The sequence below is a fragment of the Agrobacterium sp. 22094 genome (genome assembly GCF_052046015.1).
Classification (GTDB): domain Bacteria; phylum Pseudomonadota; class Alphaproteobacteria; order Rhizobiales; family Rhizobiaceae; genus Agrobacterium; species Agrobacterium cavarae.
Genome location: NZ_JBQEPX010000001.1, coordinates 675,288 through 692,801 on the forward strand (window position 1 = coordinate 675,288; position 17,514 = coordinate 692,801).

At 58.6% G+C, this 17,514-nt stretch carries 14 protein-coding genes; 7 read left to right on the forward strand and 7 right to left on the reverse strand.

The features are described from left to right. Positions 1-103: 103 nt before the first annotated feature. Positions 104-1,558: a L,D-transpeptidase family protein gene (locus ACTJK5_RS03210; protein WP_440611831.1), complete on the reverse strand. Its 1,455-nt coding sequence runs from the start codon at positions 1,556-1,558 to the stop codon at positions 104-106. A gap of 212 nt (positions 1,559-1,770) precedes the next feature. Between ACTJK5_RS03210 and ACTJK5_RS03215 the strand changes: the two genes are divergently transcribed. The 3 genes from ACTJK5_RS03215 to ACTJK5_RS03225 all read left to right on the forward strand — a co-directional run bounded on the left by ACTJK5_RS03215 (position 1,771) and on the right by ACTJK5_RS03225 (position 3,454). Further along, entirely contained in the window at positions 1,771-2,607 is an 837-nt protein-coding gene (locus ACTJK5_RS03215) for an aldose 1-epimerase family protein (RefSeq protein WP_440611832.1), read from the forward strand. Between the two features lie 123 nt (positions 2,608-2,730). Next, the gene (locus ACTJK5_RS03220) at positions 2,731-3,069 is read left to right on the forward strand and encodes a TIGR01244 family sulfur transferase (RefSeq protein WP_296015249.1); all 339 of its coding nucleotides are present in this window, start codon (positions 2,731-2,733) and stop codon (positions 3,067-3,069) included. A gap of 43 nt (positions 3,070-3,112) precedes the next feature. Continuing rightward, a complete protein-coding gene (locus ACTJK5_RS03225) occupies positions 3,113-3,454 on the forward strand; it encodes a RidA family protein (protein ID WP_440611833.1) in 342 nt (113 codons plus the stop codon). A 105-nt stretch (positions 3,455-3,559) separates the two neighbouring features. On the opposite strand, the gene ACTJK5_RS03230 is transcribed toward ACTJK5_RS03225, so the two are convergent. The 4 genes from ACTJK5_RS03230 to ACTJK5_RS03245 all read right to left on the reverse strand — a co-directional run bounded on the left by ACTJK5_RS03230 (position 3,560) and on the right by ACTJK5_RS03245 (position 8,724). Beyond that, complete coding sequence (locus ACTJK5_RS03230; RefSeq protein ID WP_440611834.1) at positions 3,560-4,324, reverse strand: HugZ family protein; 765 nt, start codon at positions 4,322-4,324, stop codon at positions 3,560-3,562. Between the two features lie 495 nt (positions 4,325-4,819). Beyond that, positions 4,820-6,484: a thiamine pyrophosphate-binding protein gene (locus tag ACTJK5_RS03235; RefSeq protein ID WP_440611835.1), complete on the reverse strand. Its 1,665-nt coding sequence runs from the start codon at positions 6,482-6,484 to the stop codon at positions 4,820-4,822. Next, on the reverse strand, positions 6,481-7,686 hold the full coding sequence (locus tag ACTJK5_RS03240; protein WP_296036190.1) for a CaiB/BaiF CoA transferase family protein: 1,206 nt from the start codon (positions 7,684-7,686) through the stop codon (positions 6,481-6,483). Before ACTJK5_RS03240 ends, ACTJK5_RS03235 begins: the two co-directional genes overlap by 4 nt. 72 nt (positions 7,687-7,758) lie before the next feature. Next, the gene (locus ACTJK5_RS03245) at positions 7,759-8,724 is read right to left on the reverse strand and encodes a lysophospholipase (RefSeq protein ID WP_440612556.1); all 966 of its coding nucleotides are present in this window, start codon (positions 8,722-8,724) and stop codon (positions 7,759-7,761) included. A gap of 116 nt (positions 8,725-8,840) precedes the next feature. On the opposite strand from ACTJK5_RS03245, the gene ettA reads away from it, so the two are divergent. Further along, positions 8,841-10,490: an energy-dependent translational throttle protein EttA gene (ettA, locus tag ACTJK5_RS03250; protein ID WP_440611836.1), complete on the forward strand. Its 1,650-nt coding sequence runs from the start codon at positions 8,841-8,843 to the stop codon at positions 10,488-10,490. 214 nt (positions 10,491-10,704) lie between these two features. After that, positions 10,705-13,047 carry a methyl-accepting chemotaxis protein gene (locus ACTJK5_RS03255; RefSeq protein ID WP_440611837.1) on the forward strand — a complete coding sequence of 781 codons (2,343 nt, stop codon included), beginning with the start codon at positions 10,705-10,707 and terminating at the stop codon, positions 13,045-13,047. A gap of 77 nt (positions 13,048-13,124) precedes the next feature. Here the strand turns inward: ACTJK5_RS03255 and ACTJK5_RS03260 are convergent, their stop codons facing one another. Continuing rightward, positions 13,125-13,595: a VOC family protein gene (locus ACTJK5_RS03260; RefSeq protein WP_440611838.1), complete on the reverse strand. Its 471-nt coding sequence runs from the start codon at positions 13,593-13,595 to the stop codon at positions 13,125-13,127. A gap of 298 nt (positions 13,596-13,893) precedes the next feature. On the opposite strand from ACTJK5_RS03260, the gene ACTJK5_RS03265 reads away from it, so the two are divergent. Together ACTJK5_RS03265 and metF are read left to right on the forward strand one after the other, a co-directional pair. Then, on the forward strand, positions 13,894-14,907 hold the full coding sequence (locus tag ACTJK5_RS03265; protein ID WP_112360233.1) for an ArsR/SmtB family transcription factor: 1,014 nt from the start codon (positions 13,894-13,896) through the stop codon (positions 14,905-14,907). A gap of 1 nt (position 14,908) precedes the next feature. Further along, positions 14,909-15,805, forward strand: coding sequence for a methylenetetrahydrofolate reductase [NAD(P)H] (gene metF, locus ACTJK5_RS03270; RefSeq protein ID WP_062426501.1), 897 nt, complete (start codon positions 14,909-14,911; stop codon positions 15,803-15,805). Positions 15,806-16,227: 422 nt separating this feature from the next. Here metF and ACTJK5_RS03275 read toward each other — a convergent pair whose 3' ends face one another. Beyond that, on the reverse strand, positions 16,228-17,454 hold the full coding sequence (locus ACTJK5_RS03275; protein WP_113266815.1) for a lytic murein transglycosylase: 1,227 nt from the start codon (positions 17,452-17,454) through the stop codon (positions 16,228-16,230). Between the last annotated feature and the right edge of the window lie 60 nt (positions 17,455-17,514).

The window sequence follows — 17,514 nt, forward strand, 5'->3', positions numbered from 1 at the left end:
GCTTCGGCTGGTCTCGATCATCTGCTGAGTCAAACAAACCGCTCAAACGAAAAATCCCCGGCCATGACCTGGCCGGGGATTTTTGTTCAAAAGGGGCCGGATACTATTCGGCAAATTCTACCACGACACCGGGGCGGACCATCTTCGCCAATTCCGTTGCGTCCCAGTTGGTCAGGCGGATACAGCCATGGCTGTTGGTCTTGCCGATCTTGGAGGGCTCTGGCGTTCCATGGATGCCGTAGGTCGGCTTGGAGAGCGCAATCCAGACTGTTCCGACTGGGCCGTTCGGGCCTGGCGGGATTTGTAGGATCTGAGTGTTCTGGCCCTGCTGGAAGTTGATCTTCGGATTATAGGTGTAGCCCGGGTTCAGCGCGATGCGCTCAACAGTATGTGTGCCGCTTGGCGAGGGCGTGTCTGAAGAACCGATGGTCGCCGGATAGGCAGCGATCAGCGTGCCGCTTTCGTCATAGGCAAAGACCTGTTTGATACCCTTATGCGCTACGATGCGGGCAACTTGGCCCTTCTTCGGTTCACCGGGGTTTGCAACCTTGATGATGGTGCCAGGAACGGTGAAATCGACGCCGGGGTTGAGTTCCTTCAAATAGGTCTCATCCATGTGGAAGCGCTCGGCCAGGGCTTCCGTCGTGGACGTGTAGGACATGGCGGGGAGAGCGGCCTTGGCGGCGTAGTCGTCTGGAATAGAGGCGACGTAAGGGCCCGCTGCATCGGCTGCTGTAATCGTGTAATCCACGATCGCCAGACCGCCGCTGTTGCGCAGGCGCTCCAGAATGTCGTCGGTATTGTTGGGATCCAGCCTTTCGCCGGTCATCTCCTGCCAAGCCGCAATTGCCTTGTTGACGTTGTCGCCCATCTTGCCATCGATCACACCGGGAGAGATGCCTTCGCGGTCTAGAAACACTTGAAGGGCGACAATCTCCTGGCGCGAACGATTGACCGGTGCTGTGACAGGCTGGTTGCGTTCGATCAGATGGTCTGGCTGGGGCACGGCAGCGGTGGTGCTTTCACCCGGCATGGGCTGACTCAAAGGACCGCTTTCGACATCACCACGGCGCGGCTCGACAGAGCCGGTGTAGACCCCGTCGCTGTTGCCATCATTGCGAAACTCGCGATAGTCGCGGTACTGGCCTTGGCCCTGATAGCGTTGATTTCCCTGGTACCCATAGCTCCGCCGTGGCTGCTCCGGCTCGCGATAACGACCGGGTGGCGGTGGGTAGTAGGTGTCCGGCTCGCTGTAATAGGGGTCGCGCTGTGCCTGATAGGGATCACGCGGCGCCTGCGGCTGTTGCTGAGCGCCGCCGGGCATCTGCGTGCCGACGAGATTGCCGTAGCGATCGTAATAAACGGTGCGACCCATGCGGTCACGGCTGATGACCACATCGTTCGGGTTCGGCAGATAATCCAGAACGGTGCCGTCGGGTGCGACCAGAACGCCCTGGTCCTGAGTGACATAGCGCTGTTGTGCGGACGCGTTCGACGGTGCAAGCACCGGCGACGCTGCGACTGCGAGACAGAACACGGCGTTAAGAAAAAGTTTCACGTTCTTGCGATCCCTTGGGTTAGTCCCAATAAACACACGGTAATCTTGACCCTATTGTGAAAAAGGTGAATTCGCGGTTAATGCAATCTTAATTTTACGCGGCTGCGATAGCTTTTGCGTGAGCGATGCGTCAATTGCGTCACGGAAGTTCCGCATTCTCGCAGGAAAACCCTGGTCGAGTGCGCCGCAGACATGCCTGGGAGGAGCCGCTGATGAAAGAATTCAAAGCCGGAAAGTCGCCGTCCATCTTTCTCGACGACACCTCCATGCTCGATATCGGCCCTTGCATCTTCGATGGTGTGAATATCGCACCTGAACGCGCCATTCCCGATGACGGCGATCCGAGAATCGATCACTCGCTTGAGGGGTTCTTGTTCACCTGCGGTCCTGATCATATTCGCCATCCCCAACCGATTGCAGGCGATGCGAGTGGACGGAAATACCCGTTGCATGGCTCTTTCTCCTCTCATACTGCGGAGATCACCCGATGGTCTCTGACCGACGGTAATGCCGAAGCTGCGGCGCGGGTTCCGGTCGGGCTGGCTGACGGCGGCACGGCGCTGCTGGAACGGATTTGGCGAATCGATGGTGCGACCGGAGAGGTAAGCCTAGAGGACCGCGTGACCAATACCAGCGATCACACCCGTCCTACCTTCCTCATGTATCACATGAACGTCGCTGCGAAGCTCTTCGACGACGCCGTGCGGCTGGAGAGCGCATCCTTTGAAGGTGGCGGCTTTGGCTGGCGTTTCGGCGAGGAGCCCGGCAGCGTCTTTTGTGTCCCCGCGCAGGCGGAAAACGGCTGGTCATCGCTGACACTTGGGCCAATTGCGTCGATTGGCGGCCGCACCCTCAAGGTTTCTTTTCGCGCCGACACATTGCCCTATCTGCAGATGTGGCGAAACCAGAAGAGCCCCGCCAATGTGCTTGGCATAGAGCCTGTTTCGCACCGGTGGGTCGACCGGGCTGAGTTGGAGCGTGAGGGCGAGTTCAACATGCTGCAACCGGGCGAAAGCCGCACCTATGGTTTGCGCTTTTCTATTCTTTAAACCGCTGTTTAATTGGAAAGGCCTGTCATTGACGCATCCGGCTCAACCCCTTACATCGGAGGCAGAATTCGTGAAATGGCGGTCCTGGAGCGCTGCGAAGCCGTTACCCTCGGAGGATAGAAGATGGATATCAGACGCATTGATGACGATTACTCCGTAACCGGACAGATCAGCGTGGCCGATCTCGACGAGGTGAAGGCGCTTGGCTTCAAATCCATCGTATGCCACCGCCCGGATGACGAGGAGGAAGGCCAGCCGCGTTTTGCCGATATCGCCGAACGTGCTGAAGAGCTTGGCCTCACCATCATGCATGTGCCGGTCGGCCGCTTTGGCGTCGATCCCGATGCCGTGGCCGGCATGGTGGATGCGCTGGATGAATTGCAGCGCCCCATGCTTGGCTATTGCCGCTCCGGCGCACGCTCCACTGCCATCTACGAAAAGACCCATCATCTGCGGGGCTGATCCCGCACCTCTTATCTAAAGCCTACCAAACAGGAGTTTTACTATGAGCATCAAGCGCATCGAACCCGGCAAGCGCATGAGCGGCGCGGTCGTTCACGGCAACACCGTCTACCTCGCAGGTCAGGTCGGCGAAGGCGCCTCCGTGACCGAGCAGAGCAAGTCCGCGCTGGCTGAAGTCGATCGCCTGCTGGCTCTGGCAGGCTCCGACAAGTCGAAGATCCTGCAGACGATCATCTACCTCTCCGATATGTCCACCTTCGGTGAGATGAACACCGTCTGGGAAGGCTGGATCGACCCGGCGAACCCACCGGCGCGCGCTACCAGCGAAGCAGCCCTGGCAACGCCGGACTACAAGGTCGAGTTCATCGTCACCGCCGCGATCTGATCGTCAGGCGATAGCTGTTTTGAAAGCCGGTCTTTAGGGCCGGCTTTTTTGTTGCGGCGAATATGTGAAGCCACAAAATCGTTTAAACCGAATCTCTTACTGCGATCAGTTCGAAGACTGATTCAGTGCCTTGGCAAGTTGATTCAAGTCCGTGACCCGCTCGGCAAACCACAGTCTTGCCAGATCCTGTAACGAGGCCAGATTGACGCCGTCAGGATCGATCGAGGTGACCTTCCATGCCCCGGGCTTCCTACCGGCCATGACGGCGAGCCGTGAGGCTTGGCCCTTGATCGCGTTGATGCGGGAAATCTCGTCATCAACCGCAGCGATCAAACTGTCTGCGCCGCTCAGATCCGTGCGCAGGTCGTCGGCAGTGATGTTACTGGCGTTGCGCGCAGGGCCGCCATTGATCTGCACACCGTCGATTCTCATCCGGTAAAGCTGGGTGTCCGGCAAACCGAGGTAGAGCTTGGCCTTTGGGTAGCGTGCGATATAGCGCGCCTTGGCGAGTGGTGTTTCCGCGTCGCTCATAAGTTCCGCCCGGCCGACCAATGTCAGACGGGGCAAGGTAAGGGCGTCGCCCTTGTTGAAGGGAGCCAGCACCAGCGAGATGCGGGGATCGGCCTCGATGTTGCGGGCATGAAGCGCCAGGCGCGCGGCGAAGAAGAACGGCGTTCCATCCGGCTCGACGGCGATGTTGGTGGCGGTATTGTAGGGGTAGCCGCTTGCGGGATCGAGAGTTGCCAGACCGCAGGTTCGGGATGTCAGCAGCACATCGCGTGCCACCCGGATGGCTTCGAATGGCGCACCAGCCGCAGCTTCGATCTTGGCATTGCGGGGTGTGATGACCGGGATTTTGCTGTTGTGCATGGCAGTCCGTGACGTCCTGTGCTTGTGTCCTACGTTGGACCAGTCTTAAATTCTTATGCACTCTCTGCACAATTTGCATTCCCCGATCATACGCAAGAAGCGAAGCGAATGATAAGAAACACTACCCGCAAAATGCGCAATACGTTCAAGTGGTGAAGGACATGCCAACCTGGGTTGCAACTCTCTTAGCCTTAAATGCACTTGCGGGTCTAATGCCGTTTTTCTACGCGCGGAAGCTTGCCCGCGAAGAAGGTGCATTGGATGAGGCTATGCCGAGGTGGTTCGGAGGGTTCCGTGATTACCGTCGGGTGGCCAGCATGCTGCGGAAGCATTCCCAAGAGGGAGATCGCTGGGCGCTGACGGCCTACTGGATCTATTGCTGCAGCTTTGTCATTGGACCAGCTACGATCGCATTGCTTTTCATTCAGGACCAGTGGTCGCGCTGATCTTCTTGCAACGCGACCAATGTTTCGATCCCGACGAAAGCTATTGTCCTCAGCTCTTGTTCCTGATCTGCGTCAGCGTGCGGGCAGGGGTAATCGCTTCTGCGTCGAGCTTGATCTCGATGATGGCCGCTTTGCCGCTGGCGCGTGCGCGCTCAAAGGCAGGACCAAAGTCTTCGGTCTTTTCCACCAGTTCCCCATGGCCGCCGAAGGCTTGGGCATAGGCGACGAAGTCCGGATTGACGAGATCGGTGGCGCTGACGCGGCCGGGATATTCCCGTTCCTGGTGCATGCGGATCGTGCCATAGGTGCCGTTGTTGACGAGCACGGTGATGATCGGCAGGCCGTAGCGTACGGCTGTAATGAATTCCTGGCCGTGCATCATAAAGCAGCCATCACCGGCAAAGCAGATGACTTCACGCTCGGGGAAGAGATGCTTGGCCGCAACGGCTGCCGGCAGGCCATAGCCCATGGAGCCGGAGGTCGGGGCGGCTTGCGTGTTGAAGCGGCGGAAACGGTGGAAGCGGTGGACCCATGTGGCGTAGTTGCCGGCGCCATTGGTGAAGATCGCGTCATCCGGCACATTGGCTTCGATCCAGTCCATGATCGGCCCCATCTGCACGTTGCCGGGACCGGTCTTGGGTGGTGTGGACCATTTCAGATAGGCCTCGTGCATGGCAGAGGTGCGTTCTGCCCAGGCTGGGTTTGCATCCACTTTGAGCTCTCTCAGAGCTTTGACGAAGTCCTCAGGCGCAGCGCAGATGGCGAGATCCGGGCGATATATGCGGCCAAGCTCCTCGGCTTCCGGGAAGACGTGGACCAACGTTTGAGACGGATAGGGAATGTCGAGCATGGTGTAGCCGGAAGACGGCATTTCCGACATGCGGGCGCCGACAAGCACGATGAGATCGGACTCCTTGATCTCCTTCGATAGCGCCGGATTGATGCCGATGCCGACATCGCCAGCGTAAGCGGAACTCGTGTGATCGAAGAGCATCTGGCGGCGGAAGGAGCAGCCGACTGGCACCTTCAGGCTTTCAGCAAAATTCTTGAAGGACGCAACGGCCTCTTCCGACCAGCGCGTGCCGCCGAGGATGAACATCGGACGCTTGGCGCTTGCCAGCAGTTCAGCGACTTTCGCCATCTGTTTTGGACCGGGATGATTTTCGACCGGCGTGTAGGCTTTGGCTGCGGGAGCCTCTACCTCTTCCACCAGCATGTCTTCCGGCAGCGTCAGCACCACCGGGCCGGGGCGACCGGATGTCGCGACCGCAAAGGCGCGGGTGACGAACTCGGGGATGCGTCGGGCGTCGTCGATTTCGCCGACCCATTTGGCAAATTCGGTAAAGGCGCGGCGATACTCGACTTCCTGGAAGGCTTCGCGCTCGCGGGCATCGCGCTGCACCTGGCCGATGAACAGGATCATCGGGATTGAATCCTGTCTTGCGACATGCAGACCGGCAGAAGCATTGGTTGCGCCCGGGCCGCGTGTGACCATACAGATGCCGGGCTCTCCCGTCAGCCGGCCCCAGGTATCGGCCATCATGGCTGCTCCGCCTTCCTGGCGACAGACGATGGTTTCGATGCCGCTTTCATAAAGCGCATCGAGAACCGCCAGATAGCTTTCCCCGGGCACACAGGAGACGCGCGACACGCCATTGGCCTTCAGCGCTTCGACGATCAGTTGGCCGCCGGTTCTCTTTCCCAAAGTCGTCATTGCGCGATGTTCCTTTCGATATCGTCCAGTTCGGCCAGAACTTCGGCCTGATGTTCTCCAAGGCGCGGGCTTGGACGGTTGTAGCGTAGCGGCGTTTCAGAGAGCACTATGGGCGTGCGAACGCCGGGGATGACTGTTCCATCCGCGGCTTCCAGGTCTATACGAAGACCGCGTGCCTGAACTTGTGGATCGGCAAACATTTCTTCGATGGAGTTGATCGGACCTGCTGGGACTGCGTTGCTTTCGCAAGCCGTCAGCAAATCGCGCTTCATCCATTTGAGCGTTTCTGTGGAAACGATCTGGCGGACCTCCAGCTTGTGCGCAACGCGTGCCTTGTTGGTCGCATAACGCTCGTCTTCAGCGATCGCATCGACACCGAGGATCTTGCAGAGGCGCTTGAACTGACCGTCATTGCCAACGGCGAGGATCAGGAAACCATCGGCTGTCGGCACCACCTCATAGGGCGAGATGTTCGGATGGGCATTGCCGAGCCTGACGGGTGGCCTGCCGGAAATCAGGTAGTTCATGTTCTGGTTGGCCAGCACCGCGGACTGCACATCCAGAAGTGCCATATCGATGTGCTGACCCTCTCCAGTGCGGAGCGTGTGGATGAGCGCCGCTTGGATCGCTGTCACGGAATAGATGCCGGTGAAGATATCGGCAACGGCAACGCCTGCCTTCATCGGCTGGCCGTCCGGCTCGCCGGTAATCGACATGAAGCCGGACATGCCTTGAACGATGTAATCGTAACCGGCAAAATCCGCATAGGGGCCAGTCTGGCCGAAACCGGTGATGGAGCAGTAGATGAGCTTTGGATTTAGCGCGCGCAGGCTCTGGTAATCGAGGCCGTATTTCTCCAACCCGCCGCGCTTGAAATTCTCGATCACCACATCGGCGGTCTTAACCAGACGCCGCACGGTCTGGCGGCCTTCCTCAGTCTTCAGGTCGACAGTGATGGAGCGCTTGCCACGATTTGTCGAATGGTAATAGGCGGCCGAAAGATTGTCGCCATCCTTGCTCTCGACAAAGGGCGGTCCCCAGGCGCGCGTATCGTCGCCACCATCCGGGCTTTCAACCTTGATGACATCGGCCCCCATATCGGCCAGCATCTGGCCCGCCCATGGGCCTGCCAGAACCCGGGCGAGTTCGATGACACGGATGCCCTTGAGGGGCGGCTCTTTCGACGATGATGGTTCGACCATGAGTTACCTTGCGCTTTCCCCAGCCTTATAAACGGGTGGGTCAAAGCGCGCATGTGAATTTATCTCATGGGTTTATTCCGTTTGGGCAACGTCACTTTTCTTTCCGTCCGTCACTCTCGCAGCCCAGGCCGCGAAATCCGCTGCAGGCTTTTCCCAGCCGATCTCGTTCAGTGTTTCGTGGCGCATGCCCTTATAGATCGTGTTCTCAACATCCGAGAAACCGGCGTTGCGAAACCTCTCCGCCAGCCAGTGGATTTCCCGCCCGTTATTAGTGGCCGCATCCTCGTCACCACTGACGAGGAGGACGGGAAGCTGTTTGGGTAGGCGCTCCATCAGCTTCGGGCCGCGATAAGACATCTCGAAGACATCCTGCCACAGCGAAACACTGGCTTCGAACTGGCAGAGCGGGTCGCCCACATAGGCATCGACAGCTGCTTTGTCATGACTCAGCCAGTCGGCAGTTGTGCGCTTCTCCGGCATACGCGCGTTCCAGATGCGAAAGGTGGCCTGCGGCAGAACGGCGCTTGGCACGTCCGAGCCCTTCAGCATTTTTTCGATGCGCAGCACCGCTTGCGCGAGGCGACCCATCACGCCGGTGTTGAAATTGGAGTTCCAGATGGAGAGAGCGTCGAAACGATCCGGGTGGCTGACGGCAGTGTTGAGCGCAATCAACCCGCCCATGGAGTGACCGAAGAGGATAACCGGTAGGCCAGGATGACGTCTCGCGATGAGATCTCGCATGGCGATGACATCCTCTACGACCTTGTAAAGTCCATCCTTGGGCGCGAAGCGTCCGACGGGGGCGTCCGCAGAGCGCGTGCGGCCGTGGCCGCGATGGTCATGCGCATAGACCTGGAAACCGTGGCTGGCCATGAAATCGGCAAAGTGCCTGTAGCGCCCGGCATGGTCCACAAGCCCGTGCAAGATCATCAGGACGCCGCGCGGTTCGCTTCTGGCAGCCTCATGACGATAGGCGAGTGTGGCGCCGGAAAGGCTCTCCAGCCGCTCGATTTTACCGAACATCAGATCGTCGCCCATGCGCTGTTCCACTTGCTTATTATTGGCCAAGAGGTTGCTCCTCAGCCCCGTTTACCTTACATAGCGGCAAATTTCCCAATCCGAATTTTCAAATCCGACGCGGAGCATTCGCTACAATGGCACGCCAATTCATCTATCACATGTCCGGGCTGAACAAGTCCTATGGCGCGAAGAAGATTCTCGAGAACGTGAACCTCTCCTTCTACCCTGATGCCAAGATCGGTATTCTCGGTCCGAACGGCGCCGGTAAGTCCACGGTTCTGCGCATTATTGCCGGTCAGGACAAGGAATTCACGGGCGAAGCTTGGCTGGCCGAAGGCGCGACTGTCGGCTATCTGGAGCAGGAGCCGAAGCTCGATCCCAACAAGAATGCTTTCGAAAACGTCATGGAAGGCGTGGCCGACAAGCAGGCCGTTCTCGACCGCTACAACGAACTGATGATGAACTATTCCGACGAGACCGCCGACGAAGGCGCCAAGCTTCAGGATATCATCGACAGCCAGAGCCTCTGGGATCTGGAACAGCAGGTCGAAATGGCGATGGAAGCGCTGCGCTGCCCGCCGAAGGATGCCGATGTCACCGTGCTTTCGGGTGGTGAGCGTCGTCGTATTGCGCTTTGCCGTCTGCTGCTATCGCAGCCGGACCTGCTGCTGCTCGACGAACCGACCAACCACCTTGATGCTGAAACGATCGCCTGGCTCGAAAAGCACCTGCGCGATTACCCCGGCGCCGTCATGATGATCACCCACGATCGCTACTTCCTCGACAACGTCACGGGCTGGATCCTCGAGCTCGATCGTGGCCGTGGCATTCCCTACGAAGGCAACTACTCTGCCTATCTGACTGCCAAGGCCAAGCGCATGCAGCAGGAAGCGCGTGAAGAAGCCGGTCGCCAGAAGTCGCTCTCGCGCGAACAGGAGTGGATTGCTTCGAGCCCCAAGGCTCGTCAGGCAAAGTCCAAGGCGCGTATCAAGGCTTACGAACAGCTGGTTGATGCGGCCGAGAACATCCGTCCCGGTGATGCGCAGATCATCATTCCTGTCTCAGAACGTCTCGGACAGGTTGTTATCGAGCTTGAAGGGATCAAGAAAGGCTTCGAAGGCCGCACGCTGATCAACGACCTGTCGATCAAGCTGCCGCCAGGCGGTATCGTCGGTATTATTGGTCCCAACGGTGCCGGTAAGTCGACGCTGTTCAAGATGATAACCGGTCAGGAAAAGCCGGATGCCGGTTCGATCCGCGTCGGTGAAACGGTTCATCTCGGCTATGTCGACCAGAGCCGCGATGCGCTCGATGCCGACAAGACCGTCTGGGAAGAAATTTCGGGCGGTGCAGAAGTCATCAAACTCGGCAAGTTCGACATGAACAGCAGAGCCTATTGCGGCGCCTTCAACTTCAAGGGCGGCGATCAGCAGCAGAAGGTCGGCAATCTTTCCGGTGGTCAGCGCAACCGCGTTCACCTGGCCAAGATGCTGAAGGCCGGCGGCAACGTTCTTCTCCTCGACGAACCGACCAACGACCTCGATACCGAAACGCTGGGTGCGCTCGAAAGTGCGCTTGAAGCATTTGCCGGCTGCGCCATTATCATCAGCCACGATCGCATGTTCCTCGACCGTCTGGCCACACACATCCTCGCCTTCGAAGGCGATGGCCATGTGGAATGGTTCGAAGGCAACTTCGAAGATTACGAACAGGACAAGATCCGCCGTCTTGGCCCTGATGCGCTGAACCCGGGCAGCCAGGCTTACAAGCGCCTGACGCGCTAAGTTCGATTGATGCTCTACAATTAGAACGAGGCATCGGCGAAAGCCGGTGCCTTTTTTCTATTGATCTGCAACCCTCTGTTGCTGTCATTGCGAAACTCGACCCGAGTTTACCAAATTTTATGCCGCACTCGCTTAGGTTGGGAAAGCACAGCATCAACCTTTCCCGCGCGGTCAAGATTTTCCAAATCGTGCGGCTCCGCTTTTTGAGGGACCCATGTTTTCTATCAGGAATATTCTTGTCGGTGCCTTTTTGCTTGTGAGCATCATGCTCTGTGGCATCGTCGGTTCTTTGACCTATTCGGCATACTCGCAATATAAGGTCAGCCAGTCGGTCAACGAGTTGGCAGACCTCGATCGCGCCCTATTCAATGTTCTGTTGAACTTTCGCAGCGAGCGCGGCGATAGTGCGACTGCTTTGACGATGTCGCGCGCCGCGGGCGCCACATCTTACGAATCCGTTCAGAAGGCGCGGGCTAAGGTCGATGCCGCGATCTCTCAAGCATTGGCTGGTAGCGAAACCGTGGCAACGCCAGAAATCGGTAGCGCCATGGCGACCACTCGCTCCATGTATGATAGGCTCGTTGCTCATCGAAAGAAGATCGACCAGGCCATCACGCTTGAACTGGAGCAACGGGAAAAGGGCCTCGACAAGGTAACGCTCGATCTGGGTACGGAATTCCTCAATTCGCTTGAGGCGTCCTCGCTGGCAATCGAAGGTGAGATGCGCAATCTCGATCCAAGCTCGGTTGCGTTGATCCAGATCCGTGCCCAGGCGTGGGCTGCGCGTGCCCTGGGTGGTACCGGTACGGTGGTGATGAACGGCGCGATCGCCGCCAACCGTGGTTTGAACCCGGCCGAGGTCATCAGCGTCACATCGGCGGATGCAGGTGTCGATTTCGCCTGGAAGTCCGTTCGTGTCCTCATCAATCACCCCGATGTCGCTCAGACCTTGAAGGATGAGTTGGTCAAAGCCGACAACGGATATTTCAAGGGTGATTTTGCTGGCTGGCGTTCGGCAATCGTCAGCAAGCTGAAGGCCGGTGAGCCTGGTGGCGTCTCCATCGACGAATGGCGCCCGAAGGTCACGGCTGCGCTGGGCACGATTGCTTCGGTCGCTTCGCTTGCCATGGACGAACTGAACCGCGTCGCCATGGCGCATGAAGCAGCCTATCTGCAGTCGCTTATCTTCTACTCCGTGCTTCTTGTTGCTGCTGTGGCGATCGGCGTCGCTGGTATCGTCATCGTCGTCAGCCGTGTGACGAAGCCTGTCTCGGCCCTGACCCGCAGCATGCGCCAGCTTGCTAATGGCGACCTCTCTGTTACGATCGACGGTGCGAGCCGCAACGACGAGATCGGCGGCATGGCGAGCTCCGTGGCGGTCTTCCGCGAAGCTGCGATCCGTAACAAGCAGCTGGAAGCGGAGGCCGAAGCCAATCGTGTTCGTTCGGAGAACGAGCGCGTGGCGATGCAGCGGCAGGCGGAAGAAGAGGCCGAAGCACGACTGGTGCAGGCCACCGGCACCTTCGCTTCGGCCATGAAACGCCTCGCGGCGGGAGACATGCTCTGCGAAGTCAATGAGCCTCTCGCTGCACAGTTCGAGGGACTGCGCCACGATTTCAACACCTCGGTCCGCCAGTTGCGCGAAGCCCTGGTAAGCGTCGGGGGCTCTGTCGATACAGTCACCGGCGGCTCCAGGGAGATATCGGACGCGTCCGACGATCTTTCCAAGCGCACGGAACAGCAGGCTGCTTCTCTAGAGGAGACGGCCGCTGCGCTCGAAGAGATCACGGCGAATGTGACGGCGACATCCAGACGCACGAATGAAGCCCGCGACGTGGTGCTCGAGGCCCGCAAGAAGGCCGATCATTCCGGTGAGGTCGTCGGCAACGCCGTTGCTGCGATGGAGCGGATCGAAGGGTCTTCGAAGCAGATCGGCCAGATCATCAGCGTCATCGACGAGATCGCGTTCCAGACGAACCTTCTGGCGTTGAACGCCGGTGTTGAAGCGGCACGCGCCGGTGAAGCTGGTAAGGGCTTTGCGGTCGTCGCGCAGGAAGTGCGCGAATTGGCGCAACGCTCCGCCAGTGCGGCCAAGGAGATCAAGCAGCTGATCAGCAACTCCGCCGTCGCGGTCAGCGAAGGTGTTCGCCTCGTCAGCGACACCGGTTCAGGTCTTTCGCAAATTGCCGAGCTAGTACAGTCGGTCAATATCCACATGGACGCCATCGCCACTGCCGCGCAAGAGCAGTCTGTGGGGCTGGCCGAAGTCAATCACGCCGTCAACCACATGGATCAGGCTACCCAGCAGAACGCCGCGATGGTGGAGGAGATGAGTGCGTCTGGCGCCGCACTTGCGCAGGAAAGCATCAAGCTTAAGGAGCTTCTCTCGCAGTTCGAGCTTGGCCACGCCGCACGCCAATTGCGCGGCATGGGCGAAACGATGCGTCACGCAGCATCTTCACGACCGGTGCCGCAGCCACAAGCCGCTCGCATGCGCTCGGCGCCGATGACGCATGGCAACGCAGCCGCCGCTGCAAATGAGTGGACCGAGTTCTGAAAGCGGCTCACGTCCTAGGATAATGAGAGAGGCGGGAGATCATTCCGCCTCTCTTTTTTTGTGGAGCGGTCTCTGCTTTACGATCGGCCAGCGGCAATTTGCTTCCAATCGGAGAAGGTCAGCGTCCCGGGTATGTCTCTGCGGGGCTGATCTGGCAGGAGCGCGATATACTCCAGTGAGTGGCCATCGGGATCATCAAAGTAGACGCTGGCAGCGGGCATCCAGGGGAAGATGATGGGCTCTTCGATCTCCGATCCCGAACCGTCGCGTGGAGTGATGTCCTTGGAGCGCAGATAGTCGGAAGACTTCAGCAATTGCTCAAGGCTTGTTTGGAAAGCGATGTGCAGCCGGTTTCGCAGTGGAGAACTGTGTATGGACCACAGGCCGAGCATAGAGGTCTCACGGCCTGCAACCAAGAAAAACGCCACGTTCCTTTCGGGTATGACATGCGCCAGCTCCAACCCGACGACATCGCGGTAGAAATCGATGGATCGATCGAGGTTTGAGACGGTCAAATGGGTTTCGTAGAGACCTTTGAGGGAAATCATGAGCGTACTCCTGGTTATGCGCCTGCTTCGAGGCTGGCTTGTGAGTTGCCCGTGTTGGTACGACCTCAACCTTAGTTGAGGTCAAGGCATTCTTTGCAGATATTTCCAGTGGCGGAAAGCCGCGGATCTTGGTGGAAGAAATCGTTGATGGCCTGCCGAGAGGTGTTCGGTCGCGGACGGAATATTTGGTGCTTGCTCTCTTCCGTTGGTTTTCGACTTCGGATGCAAGTCCAGTCTTGCATCTCTTTGCTAATCGTATAAAGATATCTTTATATGTTGATTGGATGAGGTTGCGGCTTTGGCGCTCGGGTTGGATAATCTGGTGGATCTGTTGAAGGCAGCGGGGGAGCCGACGCGCTTTCGCTTGCTGGCGCTGCTGTCTGCCGGCGATTTGACGGTGACTGATCTGACCGAAATTCTCGGTCAGTCGCAGCCGCGCATCTCGCGTCACCTCAAGCTTCTGGCCGAAGAAGATCTGATCGACCGGTATCAGGAAGGTGCCTGGGCTTACTTCCGCCTGAAGCAGGATGGCAAGTCTGCCGAACTCGTCAAGCAGTTGCTGTCGCTTGCGTCTTCTGCCGACGCCGTTCTCTCGCGGGACAATGAGCGACTTGCGGCCGTCAAGCGCGTGCGCGCAACGCGCGCGCAGGAATATTTCAGCCGTAACGCCTCTGCCTGGGACGAGCTTCGCCGCCTGCATGTCAGCGATGAGGCCGTCGATGCGGCGCTTCTGAAGCTCATCGGCACGACACCGGTCGATTCGATGCTCGATCTCGGAACGGGTACGGGCCGTATCCTGCAGCTTCTTAGCGGCATTTATCGCCGTGCCATCGGCATCGATGCCAGTCGCGACATGCTGGCTGTTGCGCGCTCCAATCTGGACAAGGTGGGTGTGGCGCATGCCTCCGTGCGCCACGGCGATATTCTCAACCTGCCGCTCGAAGGCCAGGATTTCGATCTGGTGGTCGTCCACCAGGTTTTGCATTTTCTCGATCATCCGGAAATGGCGATTGCCGAGGCGGCGCGCATGCTGCGCCCCAATGGCCGTCTGGTGATCATCGATCTGGCGCCCCATTCGCTGGAATATCTGCGGGAAGAGCACGCGCATGTCCGCCTGGGATTTTCGAACCAGACCATGGAAGAGTGGCTGAAGAAGGCCGGTCTCTCGCCGGAAAAGTCGATGGACTTGCATTCCGGCAAGGCATCCGCCCAGTCGCTGGACGTCACCATCTGGGTTGCACGCGACCCGCGCCTGCTGATTGCCGGGGATCAATCGGCAGAGCCTCAATTCGTTTCCGCCGGGAGGGCATGACATGACCAAGACAGAGATCGACCGCAACCCTTCCAGCGACTTCAAGCTCTCCTTCGAGTTCTTCCCGCCGAAGAGCCCCGATATGGATGTGCAGCTTTGGGAAACGGTGGAAGACCTCTCGCGCTGGAACCCGGACTTCGTGTCCGTGACCTATGGGGCAGGGGGCACCACCAAGGCGCCGACACTGGAAGCAGTGCGCCGGATGATCTCGGTGGCAGGCTTGTCGACAGCGTCGCACCTGACCTGCGTGGATGCCAGCAAGCGCGAGACACACGAGGTTGTGGAAGAGCTGCGCAATGTGGGCGTCAAGCATTTCGTTGCGCTTCGCGGCGATCCTGCAACGGGAATTGGTACGGCCTACAAGCCGCACCCGGAAGGATACGAGAACGCCGCTGCCCTGGTGCGCGGCCTGAAGGAACTGGGCGATTTCGAGATTTCGGTGTCCTCCTATCCGGAAAAGCATCCGGAGAGCGAAAGCAATGCCGTCGATATCGAGATGCTGAAGCTCAAGGCGGATAACGGCGCAACGCGGGCGCTGACACAATTCTTCTTCGACAATGATATCTTCGAGCGTTACATGGAGCGCGTCACCAAAGCCGGTATCAAAATACCGGTCGTGCCGGGCATCATGCCGATCCAGAACCTCACACAGTTGAAGCGTTTTGCCGGTCGCTGCGGCACCAGCATTCCAGCTTTCCTCGATGAACGCTTTGCCGGTTATGATGATGATCCGGTCGGTCGTGCCAAGGTTGCCGCCGATGTGGCTGCCGAGCAGATCTTCGATCTGCAGCGTCGCGGCGTTAACGAATTCCATCTCTACACGATGAACCGCGCACCACTGGTCAATGCCGTTCTTGAGAATGTCGGCTTCCGACCGGCGCGCAAATCTGCCGCCTGATCGAGCCGCGATCAAATGGACATAAAAAAGCGCAGGTAGAAAAACCTGCGCTTTTTTAATGGCTTATGAGGATCAACTTGCGGCCGGGCGTCCTAAACCCCAACGCTTCGTCAGATGAAAAGCATCAATCCGACAAACGCAAACGCCACGCCGACTGCCAAGGCATTAAGAGAATTTGTAAGTCCCATGCTCTGCCTCCTGTTCGTTGACAGTAAGCATTATGACCCTTTTGTGTCTTTTGAAAAGCGCTTTTTATGATGCGCTGCACACCAAACAGGCCGCTTCTGGGTGAAATTGCGGCAGCAATCCATTGAAAAACAACTTATATTACACGGTGAAGATTTCGTTATTCCGACGGTAAAAAAAGTAAATGGCCGAGGTTTCCCCCGGCCATTTTCATCGAATCCGATCGTCTCAGATCATTAAAGCTTGTCGAGGAGCTCGCGGGTCGGCCAGCCATCGGCGGGGAGGCCCAGACGCTGCTGTTCGCGCTGAACGGCGATGCGAGTACCGGAGCCGAGAATGCCATCGATCTTGCCGACATCATGCGTCTTGGCATCCAGCTTTGTCTGCAGTTCCTTCATCTCGGCATCGTTGAGGCCGGGCTCCGGGTTACCCTTGTTGTAGACCGGAGCGCCCATCAGACGTGTGGCGAAATAGGCCGCAGAGGTCGTGTAGATGAAGGACTGGTTCCACTCGAGATAGATGTTGAAGTTCGGGTAGGTGAGGAAGGTCGGTCCCTTGCGGCCCTGCGGCATGATGAGCGCTGCCTGGAGATTGGCGAACTTCTTGTCGCCATCGCGCGGGGTTACGCCGAGATTGAACCAGTCACCAGCGGTCATGGTGCCGCCAAGGCCGGATTTGTCCCACGGCAGGTTTTCCGGTACCGAGACCTCCTGGATCCAAGGCTCGCCCTTCTTGAAGCCGAGATGCTGGATGAACTTCGCGGCCGTCAGGATCGCGTCCGGCGAGCTACCCTTGACGTTGACGTGGCCATCGCCATCACCATCAACGCCGAATGCAATAATGTCCTTCGGCAGCATCTGTACCTGGCCGATTTCGCCGGCCCATGCACCGGTGTTGGTCGCAGGGTCGAGATCGCCATGCTGGACCATTTCGGTGAGTGCGATCAGCTGCGGACGGAAGAGCTCTGGACGGCGGCAATCATGCGACAGCGTGACCAGCGCATTGCGGGTGTTGAAATCGCCCTGTACGGCGCCGAAATCGGTTTCCATCGCCCAGAAGGCGGCGATGACGCCAGCGGGCACACCGAACTCGTCCTCGGCGCGCTTGAAGGTGGAGGAATATTCCTGAAGCTTCTTGCGGCCCATGTCCAGACGACCCTGGCTGACGGTGCGCTGTGAGAATTCGAGGAAGGTCTGGCGGAAGACGCCTTGGGCGCGGTCTCGCGAAAGAACCTTCTGGTCGATCTGGGCGCCGGCGAGCGCCTTGTCGACAGCCTCTGCCGATACGCCCTTGCCGACGGCTTCGTCCTTCACGCCCTTGAGGAAGGTCGAAAGATCGCCACCGCAGGGAACCTGCTTCGGATCATCGGGGGAGACGGTTGGGGTCACGGCGAGCGCGGAACCGCAGGACAAGGCAAAAAGAGTGGCAGCAAGAACCAGGCTGCGTTGCGAGAAGCTGAACATCAGAATTCCTCAAATGTGCGATTGGCCCACTGGTTTCCTTCCCTTTGTGGCGGAAGCATG

Bases quoted from the DNA above. Each gene is read 5' to 3' on its own strand.
- ettA (WP_440611836.1), top strand. From the start codon at position 8,841: ATGGCACGCCAATTCATCTATCACATGTCCGGGCTGAACAAGTCCTAT.
- ACTJK5_RS03260 (WP_440611838.1), bottom strand. From the start codon at position 13,595: ATGATTTCCCTCAAAGGTCTCTACGAAACCCATTTGACCGTCTCAAAC.
- ACTJK5_RS03225 (WP_440611833.1), top strand. From the start codon at position 3,113: ATGAGCATCAAGCGCATCGAACCCGGCAAGCGCATGAGCGGCGCGGTC.
- ACTJK5_RS03245 (WP_440612556.1), bottom strand. From the start codon at position 8,724: ATGGGCGACGATCTGATGTTCGGTAAAATCGAGCGGCTGGAGAGCCTT.
- ACTJK5_RS03220 (WP_296015249.1), top strand. From the start codon at position 2,731: ATGGATATCAGACGCATTGATGACGATTACTCCGTAACCGGACAGATC.
- ACTJK5_RS03255 (WP_440611837.1), top strand. From the start codon at position 10,705: ATGTTTTCTATCAGGAATATTCTTGTCGGTGCCTTTTTGCTTGTGAGC.
- ACTJK5_RS03230 (WP_440611834.1), bottom strand. From the start codon at position 4,324: ATGCACAACAGCAAAATCCCGGTCATCACACCCCGCAATGCCAAGATC.
- ACTJK5_RS03240 (WP_296036190.1), bottom strand. From the start codon at position 7,686: ATGGTCGAACCATCATCGTCGAAAGAGCCGCCCCTCAAGGGCATCCGT.
- ACTJK5_RS03215 (WP_440611832.1), top strand. From the start codon at position 1,771: ATGAAAGAATTCAAAGCCGGAAAGTCGCCGTCCATCTTTCTCGACGAC.
- ACTJK5_RS03235 (WP_440611835.1), bottom strand. From the start codon at position 6,484: ATGACGACTTTGGGAAAGAGAACCGGCGGCCAACTGATCGTCGAAGCG.
- metF (WP_062426501.1), top strand. From the start codon at position 14,909: ATGACCAAGACAGAGATCGACCGCAACCCTTCCAGCGACTTCAAGCTC.
- ACTJK5_RS03275 (WP_113266815.1), bottom strand. From the start codon at position 17,454: ATGTTCAGCTTCTCGCAACGCAGCCTGGTTCTTGCTGCCACTCTTTTT.